Annotated in this window: 19 protein-coding genes and 1 other annotated feature; of the genes, 1 reads left to right on the forward strand and 18 read right to left on the reverse strand. The window is 35.2% G+C overall.

Annotated features, from left to right (window positions below):
• Positions 1-41: 41 nt before the first annotated feature.
• From ACVWXS_RS11225 to ACVWXS_RS11235, 3 genes are all read right to left on the reverse strand, one after another.
• Complete coding sequence (locus ACVWXS_RS11225; RefSeq protein WP_456958252.1) at positions 42-728, reverse strand: Dph6-related ATP pyrophosphatase; 687 nt, start codon at positions 726-728, stop codon at positions 42-44.
• A 225-nt stretch (positions 729-953) separates the two neighbouring features.
• Entirely contained in the window at positions 954-2,141 is a 1,188-nt protein-coding gene (locus ACVWXS_RS11230; protein ID WP_456958253.1) for a hypothetical protein, read from the reverse strand.
• Between the two features lie 113 nt (positions 2,142-2,254).
• Complete coding sequence (locus ACVWXS_RS11235; RefSeq protein ID WP_456958254.1) at positions 2,255-3,079, reverse strand: LysR family transcriptional regulator; 825 nt, start codon at positions 3,077-3,079, stop codon at positions 2,255-2,257.
• Positions 3,080-3,346: 267 nt separating this feature from the next.
• On the opposite strand from ACVWXS_RS11235, the gene ACVWXS_RS11240 reads away from it, so the two are divergent.
• Entirely contained in the window at positions 3,347-4,087 is a 741-nt protein-coding gene (locus tag ACVWXS_RS11240; protein ID WP_456958255.1) for an SDR family NAD(P)-dependent oxidoreductase, read from the forward strand.
• Positions 4,088-4,227: 140 nt separating this feature from the next.
• Here ACVWXS_RS11240 and ACVWXS_RS11245 read toward each other — a convergent pair whose 3' ends face one another.
• The 15 genes from ACVWXS_RS11245 to ACVWXS_RS11315 form a co-directional block, all read right to left on the reverse strand.
• The gene (locus tag ACVWXS_RS11245; RefSeq protein ID WP_456958256.1) at positions 4,228-4,935 is read right to left on the reverse strand and encodes a WGR domain-containing protein; all 708 of its coding nucleotides are present in this window, start codon (positions 4,933-4,935) and stop codon (positions 4,228-4,230) included.
• A 53-nt stretch (positions 4,936-4,988) separates the two neighbouring features.
• Positions 4,989-5,273 carry a hypothetical protein gene (locus ACVWXS_RS11250; RefSeq protein WP_456958257.1) on the reverse strand — a complete coding sequence of 95 codons (285 nt, stop codon included), beginning with the start codon at positions 5,271-5,273 and terminating at the stop codon, positions 4,989-4,991.
• Positions 5,274-5,440: 167 nt separating this feature from the next.
• Entirely contained in the window at positions 5,441-5,851 is a 411-nt protein-coding gene (locus ACVWXS_RS11255) for a hypothetical protein (RefSeq protein WP_068984245.1), read from the reverse strand.
• 205 nt (positions 5,852-6,056) lie between these two features.
• The gene (locus ACVWXS_RS11260) at positions 6,057-7,361 is read right to left on the reverse strand and encodes a hypothetical protein (protein ID WP_456958258.1); all 1,305 of its coding nucleotides are present in this window, start codon (positions 7,359-7,361) and stop codon (positions 6,057-6,059) included.
• A gap of 188 nt (positions 7,362-7,549) precedes the next feature.
• Positions 7,550-7,753: a DUF1963 domain-containing protein gene (locus tag ACVWXS_RS11265; protein ID WP_456958259.1), complete on the reverse strand. Its 204-nt coding sequence runs from the start codon at positions 7,751-7,753 to the stop codon at positions 7,550-7,552.
• Positions 7,734-8,117: a hypothetical protein gene (locus tag ACVWXS_RS11270; protein ID WP_456958260.1), complete on the reverse strand. Its 384-nt coding sequence runs from the start codon at positions 8,115-8,117 to the stop codon at positions 7,734-7,736. Before ACVWXS_RS11270 ends, ACVWXS_RS11265 begins: the two co-directional genes overlap by 20 nt.
• 223 nt (positions 8,118-8,340) lie before the next feature.
• Positions 8,341-9,777, reverse strand: a complete 1,437-nt coding sequence (gene proS / locus ACVWXS_RS11275; protein ID WP_456958261.1) for a proline--tRNA ligase — start codon at positions 9,775-9,777, stop codon at positions 8,341-8,343.
• 63 nt (positions 9,778-9,840) lie between these two features.
• Positions 9,841-10,060: a binding site (T-box leader), on the reverse strand.
• Positions 10,061-10,442: 382 nt separating this feature from the next.
• The gene (locus ACVWXS_RS11280; RefSeq protein WP_456958262.1) at positions 10,443-10,988 is read right to left on the reverse strand and encodes a TVP38/TMEM64 family protein; all 546 of its coding nucleotides are present in this window, start codon (positions 10,986-10,988) and stop codon (positions 10,443-10,445) included.
• 130 nt (positions 10,989-11,118) lie between these two features.
• Positions 11,119-11,289, reverse strand: a complete 171-nt coding sequence (locus tag ACVWXS_RS11285) for a transcriptional regulator (RefSeq protein WP_456958263.1) — start codon at positions 11,287-11,289, stop codon at positions 11,119-11,121.
• Between the two features lies 1 nt (position 11,290).
• On the reverse strand, positions 11,291-11,443 hold the full coding sequence (locus tag ACVWXS_RS11290) for a transcriptional regulator (RefSeq protein WP_068984236.1): 153 nt from the start codon (positions 11,441-11,443) through the stop codon (positions 11,291-11,293).
• A gap of 201 nt (positions 11,444-11,644) precedes the next feature.
• Positions 11,645-11,794 carry a transcriptional regulator gene (locus tag ACVWXS_RS11295; protein ID WP_402987164.1) on the reverse strand — a complete coding sequence of 50 codons (150 nt, stop codon included), beginning with the start codon at positions 11,792-11,794 and terminating at the stop codon, positions 11,645-11,647.
• Positions 11,795-12,100: 306 nt separating this feature from the next.
• A complete protein-coding gene (locus ACVWXS_RS11300; RefSeq protein ID WP_456958264.1) occupies positions 12,101-12,613 on the reverse strand; it encodes a hypothetical protein in 513 nt (170 codons plus the stop codon).
• On the reverse strand, positions 12,610-12,876 hold the full coding sequence (locus ACVWXS_RS11305; RefSeq protein ID WP_456958265.1) for a hypothetical protein: 267 nt from the start codon (positions 12,874-12,876) through the stop codon (positions 12,610-12,612). Before ACVWXS_RS11305 ends, ACVWXS_RS11300 begins: the two co-directional genes overlap by 4 nt.
• Positions 12,877-13,367: 491 nt before the next feature.
• Positions 13,368-13,880: a DinB family protein gene (locus ACVWXS_RS11310; RefSeq protein WP_456958266.1), complete on the reverse strand. Its 513-nt coding sequence runs from the start codon at positions 13,878-13,880 to the stop codon at positions 13,368-13,370.
• A 112-nt stretch (positions 13,881-13,992) separates the two neighbouring features.
• A complete protein-coding gene (locus ACVWXS_RS11315; RefSeq protein ID WP_456958267.1) occupies positions 13,993-14,955 on the reverse strand; it encodes a tyrosine recombinase XerC in 963 nt (320 codons plus the stop codon).
• Positions 14,956-15,092 lie beyond the last annotated feature (137 nt).

Raw genomic sequence — 15,092 nt, forward strand, 5'->3', positions numbered from 1 at the left:
GAAAAACATTGATCATCATGAAAGGTACCCCTTCGCTCATTCTAATCTAGCTCTAAAGGTAAAAAAGCATATTCTCCGTCTTTAATAATTTCCCCTTTACGAACTGGAATCGGATGTTTAAAAATAGGCCCATCTAATACGGTAGTATGGAACTCTCCGCCTTCTCCGCAAGGGTCAATACCACGAGCTTCAAGCTCCTTCACGTATTCTTGCGTTAGCGTTCGTCCTAAATCGTCCTCTCGCATTCCCAATGATAAATTTACCGTTACAAGGATCGTGACAAATCCTAAATTTATGAACTCCTCGACAGCTTCACGATGGTCCATTTCCCATAAAGGCATGCCAAGCTTTAATCCAGCATTGTTTGTAACCTTTTCATGCCAACAGCCATGTGCAGGCATATCTAAGTCGCCAGTTACTAATACTTCTGCCCCTTGATTTTTAGCATTTTCTAAAAGGCGCATAAATTCTTTTTCATAATCTGTCCAGCTTGAAGCAGCAGTATAAACAGGCAACCCGATAGATTTTGCTTGGGCACATATAAGCTCTGGTGGCATTCCGTGAGATCTAGAACGTTTCCCTTCTTCCTCCAGCATGACGATCAGTCCAATCGCTTCCCCAACCTTCGCTGCTTTATATAAAGCTAAGACACTATCCTTTCCTCCGCTAAAAGAAGCTATAAATTTATGCCCACGAGCATTATTTTTCCAATCTATACATTCTGTCATGATATCTTTCTCCTTTATTCTAATAACTTGTTCTCGATCCCTACTAATAGCACCACTAATCAATCTGATAAGTTATTACCAGATTTATTTATTTTACGGTGTACATTTGATGCTATGCTAATTCGTTCTTTACTTTCGATTCTCTTATTAGTTTACATAATATATTTATTTGCATTTTATAAACAATTACTAGACAAGATCAAACCTCTGGATGATATCACGAATTTACACTTTTAACACAAAGGTTTTCTCAGTCATCGAAACCAATTCACCTTTTAAATTCCCCAATTCCTTAATGCATATTGACGGTTCATCAATAGCAGGTTGATTTGCTAGTTCTAAATAAAATATGGTGTTTTCTTCATCTACTTTTTTAATTACAATTGGTTGATTTATTGTCATGACATCATTATTTACTTGTAGCTTTACAAATGTTTTATGGAATGTCAGCTCATTCATTACAACCATATTCATTGGATCAAATCCTACAACTTTGATAGAACCGATTGCTACAATTTTTGAGACATTTTTCTTTGTAAAATTTTCGATTTCCTTTTGCTTACGTATATCCATTTCTTTCGATAACTGAAATGCTTTTTCACTGATTTCAATGGATGGGACAGGAATGGTACTAACATACTGTTCAAGGATTTCAAATAATAGCTTGGGTGTACGGAAAAAATCTTTCTTCCAATTTGGTTCAACTATATCAAGCAATAAGCAGCACGCTAATCCAGATGAATAACAACTTTGTCGAATGTTCAGTGTCGAAGCTTCAATATTGTGCAGATCACGGATAAAATCACTCAGTATATCATCAGGCATAACGTTTTGATAAGCCTGATATTCTACATAAAATGCTGGACCTTCAATTGTTTCAAGAAAATTTTCATACGCTACATATTCTGGGGATTTCTCTTGTCTACTTTTTCTAAAAGATACAAATTGTTGAGTATAGTATTCTTTTTCAACTATTTCTTGGACGTTAAGTGCATTCCATAGTGCGATCCTTTCTTGATTTCTTATTTCAATATTTTCTGGGTGATTTGTATATGTAGCGCCCACTACTTCATTGGCAAACCTTGATTCCTCATTGAGATATTGAAAACCATGAAATAATTCATGCACTAAAATAGAATATAATAATTCATCTGTATCGTAATATGAAATATCGATAATAGCAGTAGGTATTTTCTCAAATAAGATAAGTGTACACCCGTTGAAATCATCCGTTTTATCAAGAACTACATACGATTTAGGATTATGATTTGTATAATTAGGATGATTAAATAAATAGACAATTTTGTCATTAAAAATTGCAAAAGGTATCGTTTTAAACCCTACCCAATAATTATGTAAATCGAATGCTTTTAAATACTTTTCTAAAGTGCTAATTCTTTCAACAATATGCATTTTGATCTCCTAGTATTTATGTCGTATTCAACCTTTATCAATTCATACCCTTTAGCTTTTTCAGTAATTTTGAGCAGCTATTAATCTTTAAATAACTCGCTGTATAGTAGAAGTTATATCCTCAGTAAAAAATCAATAAATTTTTTTAGACTTTGCGTTTGCTGTTTTCTATGTTTGATAATGAAGTCTATCTTGATTGTTTCAGAAAGCTCCTGATATTGAATAGATTTTTTTCGACTGTTTGCGACGTCTGCAGGTATTATACTGATCCCAATTCCATCGTGAACTGCTTGAAGAATAGATTCTAGTGAATCAAACTCTAGTATGGATTGATTCTCTTTGAAAAAATCCAATGTTTTATTTCTATATAGGCAATTTTTATCACTATTTACAATTAAAGTTTGACGATGTTGCTTTTCACATTCTTTATTTTTAGGTGAAATAAGTGCGAGTTTCTCAAAATAGCTATAAACGGTTTCAAACTGTGCGTGATTACATGGACCCTTTATAAAAACACCATCGAGCTCTCCAAAAGTAAGCATGTCTTGTAACTTTTCCTGATCATTCGTTTTTACTTTTACATCAATATTTGTTTGTTCACTCAAAAAAGAAGAAAATAATTGAGGTATTTTAACTGCAGAAATCGTTTGAGAAGCACCTATTGCAAGAGATTCTCTCCATTTTTTAGGATTAACTAATGACTTGGCTTCATCCATTAAAAGCATAATTTGAATTGTATACTCTAGTAAGACTTTACCCTCCTCTGTTAATGTTACCCCTCTATTATTACGCTTAAATAATCTTACCCCCAGTTCTTCTTCCAACCCTTTAATTCGTTGACTAACATTAGGTTGTACATAACCCAATTTTTCAGCAGCTTTTGATACTGACTGTAGTTCTGCAACATGTTTAAAAATCCACAAATCATGACTTTCCAAGAATTATATTCCTCTCATTGATATCATTTAAAATGATACCTTCTTCATTATTCAGTATTATACACTTCATATTCATAAAAATATAATAGAAACATGACTCATCACCAAAAGTTGTAGGTGACATTATTTGTTAGCCCGAGATACTGCAGCGAAGCGAATTATCGGACGCCACTAGGAAAGCGTATGGTTGGAACGGAGATCAACCACACGTCATAGTGATGAGCTAGAAACCTATTAAAAATCCAAATAAAGTAAGGATGTTTTAGCATGGAATTAAAAGATAAAGTAGTTCTCATAACGGGTGGCGGCACTGGTGTTGGAAGAGCAACAGCTGTAAAGTTAGCAGCTGAAGGTACAAAAGTTGTTATTAATTATAGTCGTTCTGAAAAAGAAGCTTCCGATGTTGTACATGAGATTACACAGCTAGGAGGAACAGCAATCGCTTATAAAGCAAATGTAGCGATTGCAAAAGAGGTGAATGATTTAGTATCCTATATCGCAGAATCTTTCGGGACAATTGATGCATTAATAAATAATGCGAGTATTACTGCTCAAATAGCTTTAGATGATTTAGATGCTGTAACAGATGAAATATGGGATTCCCTTTTCAGTGTAAATGTGAAAGGAATGTTTCATTGCGTAAAAGCTGTTGTCCCTTATATGAAGAAGCAACAATCGGGTGTGATTGTAAATATGGGGAGCGTAGCGGGAATGACTGGAATAGGCTCATCAATCCCCTATGCAGCAACAAAATCAGCCATTCACACAATGACTAGATCGTTAGCTATCGCATTAGCACCTAATATTAGAGTGAATTGTATATCTCCAGGTGCCATTGAAACAAGATGGTGGTCTGGCAATGAAGATAAAATGTATCAACTTGCAGGTAACTTACCATTGAAAAGAATTTCAACACCAGATGATATTGCAGAGGCTATTCTATTTCAATTGACTCAAAAATCAGTGACAGGACAAGTTTTTACAATTGATAATGGTCAAACACTTTGAAATGTTAAACACCCTCTTATTCGATTGGTAAGAGGGTGTTTGGATATTAATATGCCTGAGCACTTTCGAACGGCGGCATCTCGTTACTCCAAATACCGGTCAATCTTGCTATAATCCGTCTATTTCCTGTTGACTTCAATTTAAAATGCAAGTAAATCATTATACATTGTCTGCTGTGTTTCCGTTAATTGTCCATCAGAATACATGATAGCAAAGCGCTTCAATGCTAAAAGTGCATTCTTCTTCAAAGTTGAATCTAGTTTCCCGGTAATTTTAATTTGACCAAAGGCTGTTGCATAGGTAATCATGTCACTTTGCATCATATCCATTTCATGCTCTTTTGCCATATCACGCACAGCTTTTTCATCCAATGTGTCAATTGATATATAATGCATTCCCCATATATTCTCTATTAAATGCTTCGGGAAAGTAGCGAAGTCAATGATGTGCTTCTTTCTTATGACTTCTTCCATTTCGTAAAGTGTATCAGACCCTTCATCACTACCAAAAGGTGCTTCTTCATCACCACAATCATAATAAAACTCTTCTGTGAAATGGGCGACAAAACGTGGGTGTGACGTTTTTGGCTGTGGACCATATTCCCCTACATCAAAGTAAAGACAATTATCAAAATCAAATGTAGGATTTTCTTGATACCCTTTTTTTATTTTACTGGCAATTAACTTTTGAGCTTCTTTTTCACAAATTTCTTGTGACTCAAATTCTTTCATATCATACTTCCCGACCGTTCCATTTTTACCGTAATGCACACATATTGTCATCCCAAAATAATCAATTGTCCAAAATTTATTTGATTTTTCGTCTTGATATGTAAAAGCTTTTTTCATCTAACTTTTCATCCATTCCTGTGTTGTCTTTATTTCAAACATTCGTAATACTGTTACACACTCTTTTGTGGTAGAAATACTGTTTTTAATCCATTCACCAAAATACTTCTTTCTATCGCATAATCATTAAAATCACACAATTTGTAGATACCATAGTCAAAGGCATTAAGTGATAAAGAAAGAGTCATCTCGTATTTCTGGTTGTCAATTAACTCATTATTCCCAAGAATAAATGTTATTTTAAGAATAGAAGAGCATTTTTCTTGAAAATTTGGATCAACGCCACTTTTGAGACTATATTGAGAAAAAATAGAGTTCATTTCTTCTTGGTATTTCAATTTTCAATATATCCAGTACTGCTTAAGTAGCGCCGACCAAATTTGTATATTTACACTACATTGAAAGACAGTTCACTTCACGACTATTTTACTTTACATGCAGACGAGATATCCATGCTGTTGATACTGCACTCGTCAATTCAAGCAAAACGTACACTTCCCTCTAATTACCACTCACGCCAATCATCTGTTAACTCATAACGTCCCAGATTCTGGCTTTTAGCAAGGTCATCAACATCAAGTCCACAATGAATCAGCACTTGGTCAAAATAGTCGCAAAGCTCCTCTCGTTCTTCAGTTTCAATTAATCCGCCTCCACCCACCTCATTAATCTCATTTAGGGCAAGTACCGCCGTTTCAATAGATTTCATAATTGCAGGATAGCTATCTGGGTGATTTGGTAGTTTCGCAATGGATGCTGCATACTGCTCTAGCACCATTTCCGTCTGATGAATAAAACTATCTGGAAACAATTCCGCGTAAATACAGTCATCTTTCTCAATCAATCCAGCAGTAAATTCTTCCTCTTCTTCTCTTTTAGCATTGCGCCAGCGTGATGTTGGTCGAATATCTTGCATAGTCCATTCCCCTTTATCTTGAGTTTCTAATTAGTAAAAAATCCCTCTATAAAAGCCTTTATAATATAGAGTATTGCGTAGATCGTAACAGTTATTTTAAACATAACTCACTACCATTCACGTTCCTTAATGCGTCTTCAATATCCATTTACATATAATGTTGATAAAAAGAACCTTCTAGTTTCGTCGATTTTGCCTATAAAAACTACCAGTACAGTGGTTGTTGATTATCCCAGAAGATCCAGCGGTACGATTCACGTATTGAACTTGTGCTAATCTCATACGGACTTGGCTCTGTACTAGTCAAATCAAGTACATGTAGCGTTCCATTGTATGTACCGACAAGCAATATTGTCTCGTCAGAGTTTAATGCCATACCACTGATTGTCCCAGATACGAAGTAACGCCAAAGTTCATTCCCCTCCAAATCAATCATTCGCAAATAACCATATGCGTCACCCATGATGTTGCCCCCTTGCACTGCAACACCGTCATATACACGCATACTATCATCTATTGAAAGGGGTTCTTCATATTTGTCCGGTTCTAGATCATGGAGTGAAATACCTAGCGTACATCCATTGTAAAAATGACATGCATTGAACCAAACATGCTCATCATTGGCACTGAACAAGCTGTAATGCGGATAACTCGACATCGGTTCAAACGAGTGCAAAACATACTTTTCTATATCTAGCAACAAATGATCGCTGTCTTGACTTCCATAAGCCAGCCATTTGCCGCTTCGCGAAACAGCTCCATGTGGCATCGCTAAACTTGCTGTCAAGTCATCATCTTCCCTTGCCCATTCCCGTATATTTTCCACTGTCGGGTGTAACAAGAGGGCACCTGTTTCCTCAATCAAATAGATTCCGTCATGCGACACCATCAACAACTGCGTGCCATCAGCGAATGGAATGACATCTGCGCTTCGATAGCTTTCTGGCTGTAAGGTCTCAATGTCGGGGTATTTTACGCGCAATTGGTCGATGATTGTCGCCCATGTGTATGTAGCCAGCAGAGCACCGTTCAACTCTCGATCAGGCTCGCGTACGATACGAACTCCTTGCTCATCCATCAAAGCAATGTCGCGCCCATCCGCAGAACAACTTGCCGCTTGTACATGCTCGATACGGTTTGCTTCCTGTTTATCCATCACATAGACAGTGCGTGATAAATCTTCATTTTGCGCTGCTACAAGTAATGCACCATCACGTAGAAACGCAATTGGATAAACAGCTCGCATTTGTTGGCCGTGCGTATCCTGAAAAGGCCAAGAAGCAGCTGGAAACTGTTCACGGAGCGTTTCCAGATCCTTTGTTCTATTCGCCTCTTTAATAAATTTGTACACTTGCGAAGCTAATTGTCCACGTGAATCTTCAGACGGCTCCTCCCCAGGTGTCTCCCAGTTGCTTTCTAATCCTCTGCGCACGTAGGCATTAATCTCACTTGCATAACGTAACCCCTCATCTCGCCATTTCTGGGATAATTGTAAAGTATCATTTGTCATTGTAGTAGCCTCCTTGTTAAATAACTGATCTTATCATGTGTTTTACGGTTTCCTCAATCCTTAACGAAGCCACCATCACATTGTAATCGGAGTCAGATGCCCCAGTGCTAAGGAGCAAACTTTGATCTTCTGGAATATTTTCATATAGAAGATGCCCTTGCCTATTCGTTCCAGTTGTTCATTCTTCGCTACATACGTCCCATGTTGAAATCAATAATACGAAAATCGACCTGCCGCAAGTTCTCCATGTCTCCATCTGTGAAATTGATTTGTGCTAATAGCTTTAATGGCTGATCTTTTTCATTTTTAGGATATTCCATTGTTAATGGGAAATAGGGATTGCCTTCGAACTTACTTTCAAATAATAATGATTTAGAAAATCTCCCCCTCACCACTCACATCAAAAAAACCGACTCCATGCTTTTTTGCAAGCTCCTTCATCGTACTATATGCTTCATCCGCTACAGACCAGGCAAAAGCTGTGTAAATCACGGCATAACCAATACTATATTCAGTCAAACGACTCTCTAACTCGTCAACTTCATCCTCATCCAATAATTCCTCATCCACCAGATTCATATTGGGGAATTGTTCCACCATATCCTGATACCATTTTTGTAATGCTGGTGTTGTAACCGTTATTGTTGCGTAATCATGTGGTTCAGCCCATTTTGTTTGTTCATCATACCATTGCAAAAATGTTTCTTTATTGTTTGGAGCTTGCTCTTTATCAAAGACCATTAAATCATAACTCATTGTTTTCACCCTCCACGAAAAAAAGAATATATGTTCTGTTTTTATTTTAGCATACCAGCATTTTTTTGAAAACACAGAAAAAACATTGCACACTACATTCCCAGATGGAGATGCAGAGGAAAACGAGTCGTAAACAAACAAAAACAGAATTGAAAGAATATCCCTACTACGATTGTTCTACTCATGTAGTCAAACATAGAGGGAACTTTATATACAACTCTTTTTAGTATGCTTGAGCAAACCAAACTGTATGTTTCGCTTCATTTCCACAGCAAATACACGTTGTTTTAGTAGTTGGTGGATGAAACGGAATGTTACGAGACGTATATTTAGTCTCTTCTTTCACTTTTTCTTCGCACGCATCATTTCCACACCACCCAGCAAGCACCCAGCCTGGAATAGAGCCATTTTCCTTAGAAGTATTAATATGCTGCTGCAATTCAGTTAGCGTATCAATATGTGTATGAGCATTTGCATCGCGGAATTGGCGTGCTTTGTCAAATAAACGAGTTTGCATCGTTGTTAGTTCTTCTTCAATTGCAGAAACAATGTTGTTAAGATTAATCGCATGTTTCTCATCTTCATCGCGTGCTTTTAACATGGCTTGATTGTTTTCTAAGTCACGCGGTCCTAATTCAATTCGAACCGGTACACCTTTTAATTCCCATTCATTAAATTTGAAGCCTGGTGATTGATCGGAGTCATCAAGACGTACTCGAATTCCCTTCTTCTTAAGGACTGCATAAATGTCATCTAGTTTCTCCATAATTTCAGGGTTCTTTTTCCATGGCCCTACAGGTATTAAGACAACTTGGGTTGGTGCGATTCGTGGCGGTAAAATAAGCCCCTGCTCATCACCGTGAACCATAATTACTGAACCTATTAAACGTGTGGAAGTCCCCCAGGATGTTGTGTGTACATATTCATGCTGATTGGCTTTATTTAAATATTTAATATCAAAAGCTTCAGCGAATTTTGTCCCTAAATAATGAGAGGTACCGGCTTGTACGGCCTTCCCATTTTTCATCATTGCTTCGATAGAATAAGTATCAACAGCACCTGCAAAACGCTCTGAAGGTGTTTTTTGTCCATCATAGACAGGGATTGCCAGCAACTCCTCTACAACTTCCTTATAGATAGTTAACATTTGCATTGTTTCTTTACGCGCATCTTCTTCATCAACATGCGCTGTATGGCCCTCTTGCCACAAAAATTCAGATGTTCGAATGAACGGGAGTGTTTTCTTTTCCCAACGAAAGACATTTGCCCATTGATTAATCAAGATCGGTAAATCACGGTAACTTTTGATCCAATTCGAATATAAATGTCCAATCATCGTTTCAGATGTCGGACGAAGCGCTAAACGTTCTTCTAATTTCTCACCTGCTGCCTCCGTTACCCAAGGAAGCTCAGGAGAGAAACCTTCAATATGATCCTTTTCTTTTTGGAAAAAAGATTCAGGAATTAACATAGGGAAATAAGCGTTGCGGTGACCAGTCTCTTTAAAACGACGATCCATTTCTTCCTGAATATGTTCCCAAATTTCATAGCCGTCTGGTTTAAATGCGATACAGCCTCGAACCGGTGTATAATCCATTAAATCTGCCTTTTGGATTGTATCAATGTACCATTTTGAAAAATCATTTTGTTGTTTTGTCATATTCTCTCCTCCATTTCTGTAACTTTACTTACTGAAAAATAAAAAGCACAAAGCTGTCCTCTACATAAGGACGTCTTTGTGCCGGATAAACGTGGTACCACCTTGAATTTAGTTTTAAGAAAATCTTAAAACCCTCTATCGTTTTGTAACGAAAACGACTCGGTTATGTTTGCATAACATCTCCGTGGTAGGTTTCAGATAAGAAGCGGTGATATAGCTCTCAGCGATTGCTATATTCTCTGTTTCACATTTCTTACTTACTTGACCACATCATCGATTGATATTTTATATAACTTTAGCAAAACTGTTAAATAATATCAATTATTTTTCCGGAAATATCAGAAAATTATTTCTATTGCTTGTAAACAGAATTGCTTTTAACTAATTCATAAATATTTCAAAGCAATCTTAATTAACAAAAAATAGTATAAAAAGGGTTCCACAACAAAAAAATGAGTGTCAAATACATCTACAATTTGACACTCATTTTGACTGACATTTTCATTGTTTGCGATAGCAAGCGGATTCCGTTAAAGAAAAATAGCATTCTATTTTATTGCAGATCTTATAGTTATTCCACAAAGTGGTTTATCACCAAAGGTTAGGGTGCTGAGCTTCGAATTGCTCATTACTGGAATAATGCTCCCTTTCGAATGCTTACTTCATCATGAAGACTTATTCTTTACCTTCCATAATAGAAAGAGAATCAAGGTAATAACAATGATTACATATTTCCACTTAGAATCAATTTGCATAAAACCATATATTGCGCTTGCTTCTATAATAAGTGAAGGTATTTTCCCTAACGTACTAGCAACTGTAAATATACCCAGTGAAACTTTTGAAAATGCACTTCCTAACGTAATAACACCAGATGGAGTAAATGGGAGAATTCTTAAGCATAAAATAACCCAAAATGCATTATATCCCTCAAGCTGCTTTAATTTTAAAATTACCGGATGTTGGTAATCCGTATGTCTCCATTTCTTTAACCCTTTTCTATATAAAATAAAGCTAATGAATGCGCCTAACCCCTCACCAATAATAGAAACGATTAAACCATTATATAGACCAAAAATTGTTAGGTTTCCTGCTGTAATAAATACACTTGGTAATACACCTATAATGCTCACTAATATATTAATGAATAAACTTAAAAATACGGCAAACAGACCAGCGTGTTCTAATAATTGAAAAAAATTTTCTTGCATAGTATATCTCTTTCTTATTTTTATATTAATCATAAAATAAAATGACAACATAAACAAATTTGGTTGATTTCTAATTATGAAATGACAAAAATGCCTTACTGTCACATACTGGCAGTAAGGCATTTATAAATTAAGAGACTTCATATTCTATTGGACCTCCAAATGTTTTGGCTCGTTCATTGTAAGCATTTAGTTGCTCATGAGATAAGTTTAAAATATAATAGTGAAAATTTATTGGCTCTAGATCGTGTGTCTCACATACTTGTCGATAAAATTCATAGCCTTCACGATAATCTGTCATCCTAATAACTTCCTTTCATTTGTGCAGCTTCGTTATAATACTCTAATTGTTCTTGCGATAATTGATTGACATAATAATAGAAATTAATCGGTTCTAAATCAAATTGTTCACACTTCTCTAAATAAAATTGATAACCAGCTTTATAATGTGACATTTGCATTCCTTCTCCATTGTTCTATAACAGTTTTATTTATTTGTTAATAATATATAACAGGTAAATTATTATGTCAATAAATTATCTGATATTTCTTTTAAATATACGAAAGCCCAGTCCATTTATTTTAGTATGGCTGGGCTTTTCATAAAATATTCACGTCGGCTTCCGTAATAACCACATCCTTTAAAACAATAACTATTAAATAACTAATTGTTTTGCTTGCATATTATAAGCTGAAAGTTGCTGCTGTGATAACTGTAATACATAATAGCGGAATGAAATTGGCTCTAAACCATAGCGCTCACACATTTCACAATAAAAATCATAACCAACACGATACTTAGACATTAGAATTCCTCCCTGAACCAAACTGTTTTATAACAGTTGATATTATTTTTATTTAATATATAACAGTTTGTTTCTTTCGTCAAGCATTACAAAAAGGTTTAATTAAAAATACCTTTGTAGCCTTAGTCTTACGACATAAACAAAGCCATTGTTTTGAATAATATTGATCAAAACAATGGCTCTCTTCGATTTTTTAAGCGATTTTTAATAAAAAATTAGACTATTTACTTTCATTTAGTTTCGTTTTAGTGAAAATATCTCATAAAATATCTAAGTGACATTTAAATAAATGTCACTTAGAAAATACTATTTAATGGTTAGATCCTTAATCGTGATATTCATTCGCTTTGCAGAATCGATTATAATAGATCTAATCGTTTGAATATCATTTAAACTAGAAAGTTTTATTTGAAGTACTACTCCTACTCCACCTTTTAAATCACTCATATTCTCTACTTCTATTCTTAAGTCTTGAATAAGTTTATCTATAAAAGAAGTTATTTTATCGTTATTTCTTTTCCCAACATATAATGAAAACTTAATCTTATATTTTCTAACGGAAAGTAATTGCTGATTCAATGCCCAAATAAAATTATCTTTTTCAGCATCATAATAACTTGGATCTCCAAAAAATTTCCCTTCACCACAATATTGACAAATTGCTATATCACGAGTATGACGAACACCGATACCCGGTTGTTCAACATTCACATTAACTTCATAAGGGATAAACACATCATGTGAACAAAACCTACAAATAACAGGCTCATCAAAAATTGTAATACGACTTTTTTTCTGCATTAAATTACTTATACTCATTCTTTTAACACTTCCGAATACTCAATTATAGATACTTGTTTTTGTAATGTATGGTCAAATCGATTCTTTTCTTGAAACATACGGATATTACCACATGACGTGCAGTAAAATGATTGCAATGTGAGCTGGTCCTTCACCGATTCACCTAAAGGACTTAAATTCAGATAAACTTCACGATGTTGAAATTGATCGTTCTGACAAAATAAACAAATGAGCTGTTTGTCACGAATTTTTATTTGATATGTTCCTCTTCTTCTAACCATTCATTCGCCCCTATTCCAAAATACTACCCTCTATATTTAAAACGCATGAAACAAATACAGGTTCCAATTTTAAATAAATTTTCCATTTAAAAAATCTGTCTTATTAGTGAAAAACCCGTAGCGGAAATCAGAGCCTTTTAATTAATTAGAGTGGATAAAAATGGTGAATCAACATACCTGATAACTTTTCTACAAAAATCTAGAGCTTCATTATATAGAAAACTTTCAGTAGCGAATACTTTACCGATGCAACGAAAAAAAAGCCTAATTTCTTTATTTTAATGCTAAGAAATTGGCTTTTTAATATTGGAATTTCCTTAACGTTGTAAATCCGCATTTCCCTGACGCTACTCCAATAATCAGATTATCATTTTTGGAAAAAACATTAACATGTTCCAGACAAGTTCTATTAAAATTGAATTTTTGCTTGCTAGTATCATTTCTTTAACGAACAGGCTTACATTGCTTGTATTCCGTCTCCTGTGAATTCATTAATGCTCAACCTCTAAACACATTTTGATTTCTAATATTTGCACGATATGTCGTTGCTCATGTAAATAAATTTGTTCAACCCATTGATCAAGAGGTAGTTCACCGAGTGCAGGATGCTTCACGGATTTTTCACCTAATATTGATTTATCTTCAATTGTATCAAGGAAAGTTGTTAATTTTTTTCTCGAATCGTTTAGCATCTCAATGATTTGCTGAACTGTAAATAAGTCTTCAGCCGGTTCAACAATTTTTGGAGCTGTCATTTTCTTTGTTCGATCTACGATAAATTGAACATTTTTGCGTTCAGTTTGCTTACTATCTTCTTGTTTTAATCCCCAGGCAATCGCCTTTACTGAAGACTCTTCCACTAAAGCTAGGTGATGGCAAATTTGGGCTATACTCCAACTTTTTAAATCAGGTTTATCATTTAATTGACGATCACTTAATAACTCAATTTCCTTCACTAAAGTATTTCTCGTTTCACGCAGATGATCATTTATTAATGGATTCATAAACTACTCCCCTCACCAAAAGTTATTGGTTCTGTATAAAATCTATCCAATGTAATGTATTCTCTTCGATTACTTTGATTTCCTTTAAAATTTTGGAAAGTAGTTTTGAAAATTATCTTTCTCGCACAATATTGAACGGATTATTTTCGAGTACATGTTGCAGTTCTTCATCTTCAATATGTGTGTAGATTTGTGTCGTCGCAACACTTGAATGGCCAAGTATATGCTGGAGACTTCGAATATCTGCCCCTGATTTATACATCATCGTTGCGGATGTATGACGTAATTTATGTGGTGTCAGTCGTTCTTTTTGAAGCCCAGAATGCTGATTGATTCGTTTAACGATTTTAGCAACGGTTTGACGTGTAAAGCGTGTGCCCTTTTGTGAGACGAAAAGAGGCTCTTCTCCCTCTCCTTTATATGGTGCCTTTCCACTATTTTCATAGTCTGCAAGTGCCTGCATACAGCTATCATTCAAATATACGGTACGTTCCTTATTACCTTTACCAACAACAGTTAAGTAGCGCCCTTGTATAGATGACCTATGTAGCGAACATAGCTCGGTTACACGAATCCCTAAATTTAAGAAAAACATCATCATACAATAATTTCTTGGAGATGCGCGATTTGGCTGGATGCCATCAATAAATTGAGTGGCTTCTTCAAGATTCATATAGATAGGTCTTTTTCGTCCAATCTTTGGTGTTTCTAATTCATCAGCGGGATTTTCCTCAAGAAGTCGGCGTTTTCCTTTAAGGTATTTAAAAAATGATTTTAACGTTGCCACCTTACGTGCTCTCGCGGATGCAGAATTTCCGCGCTGTACTTCGCAATACTCCATAAATAAATAAAGATCCTCCAGTGTGATCTCTCGGATTTCTTCTATTGTAATAGTAGAAATATCTATTTTCGTTATATCTGTTATTTCAAGATCATTCTGGATTGCTATGTAGAAACGGGAGAATAATGTCAAATCATATTCGTATTCTTTTCTTGTGCGCGGAGACTTCCCTTTAATCGTCGTTAAATAGACAAGGAAGTCTCTCATTATTTTAGGGAGCTTAGTCTTTTCCATAAAATCACCTCTATTTTCTCTATTTTACCACGAAAAAACGTTCCCAAATATAAATTTGGGAACTTTATAGTGAAAAAAGTGCCGTTTTTCTCGAAATGGAACATATGTTTGTTTAATTGAGAGTAAAAAAAGATGAT

The sequence above is a fragment of the Lysinibacillus sp. TE18511 genome, from assembly GCF_054062295.1.

Coding starts and splice junctions, on each gene's coding strand:
- ACVWXS_RS11225 (WP_456958252.1), bottom strand. CDS start 728: ATGACAGAATGTATAGATTGGAAAAATAATGCTCGTGGGCATAAATTT.
- ACVWXS_RS11230 (WP_456958253.1), bottom strand. CDS start 2,141: ATGCATATTGTTGAAAGAATTAGCACTTTAGAAAAGTATTTAAAAGCA.
- ACVWXS_RS11240 (WP_456958255.1), top strand. CDS start 3,347: ATGGAATTAAAAGATAAAGTAGTTCTCATAACGGGTGGCGGCACTGGT.
- ACVWXS_RS11245 (WP_456958256.1), bottom strand. CDS start 4,935: ATGAAAAAAGCTTTTACATATCAAGACGAAAAATCAAATAAATTTTGG.
- ACVWXS_RS11255 (WP_068984245.1), bottom strand. CDS start 5,851: ATGCAAGATATTCGACCAACATCACGCTGGCGCAATGCTAAAAGAGAA.
- ACVWXS_RS11260 (WP_456958258.1), bottom strand. CDS start 7,361: ATGACAAATGATACTTTACAATTATCCCAGAAATGGCGAGATGAGGGG.
- ACVWXS_RS11270 (WP_456958260.1), bottom strand. CDS start 8,117: ATGAGTTATGATTTAATGGTCTTTGATAAAGAGCAAGCTCCAAACAAT.
- proS (WP_456958261.1), bottom strand. CDS start 9,777: ATGACAAAACAACAAAATGATTTTTCAAAATGGTACATTGATACAATC.
- ACVWXS_RS11280 (WP_456958262.1), bottom strand. CDS start 10,988: ATGCAAGAAAATTTTTTTCAATTATTAGAACACGCTGGTCTGTTTGCC.
- ACVWXS_RS11285 (WP_456958263.1), bottom strand. CDS start 11,289: ATGACAGATTATCGTGAAGGCTATGAATTTTATCGACAAGTATGTGAG.
- ACVWXS_RS11290 (WP_068984236.1), bottom strand. CDS start 11,443: ATGTCACATTATAAAGCTGGTTATCAATTTTATTTAGAGAAGTGTGAA.
- ACVWXS_RS11295 (WP_402987164.1), bottom strand. CDS start 11,794: ATGTCTAAGTATCGTGTTGGTTATGATTTTTATTGTGAAATGTGTGAG.
- ACVWXS_RS11300 (WP_456958264.1), bottom strand. CDS start 12,613: ATGAGTATAAGTAATTTAATGCAGAAAAAAAGTCGTATTACAATTTTT.
- ACVWXS_RS11305 (WP_456958265.1), bottom strand. CDS start 12,876: ATGGTTAGAAGAAGAGGAACATATCAAATAAAAATTCGTGACAAACAG.
- ACVWXS_RS11310 (WP_456958266.1), bottom strand. CDS start 13,880: ATGAATCCATTAATAAATGATCATCTGCGTGAAACGAGAAATACTTTA.
- ACVWXS_RS11315 (WP_456958267.1), bottom strand. CDS start 14,955: ATGGAAAAGACTAAGCTCCCTAAAATAATGAGAGACTTCCTTGTCTAT.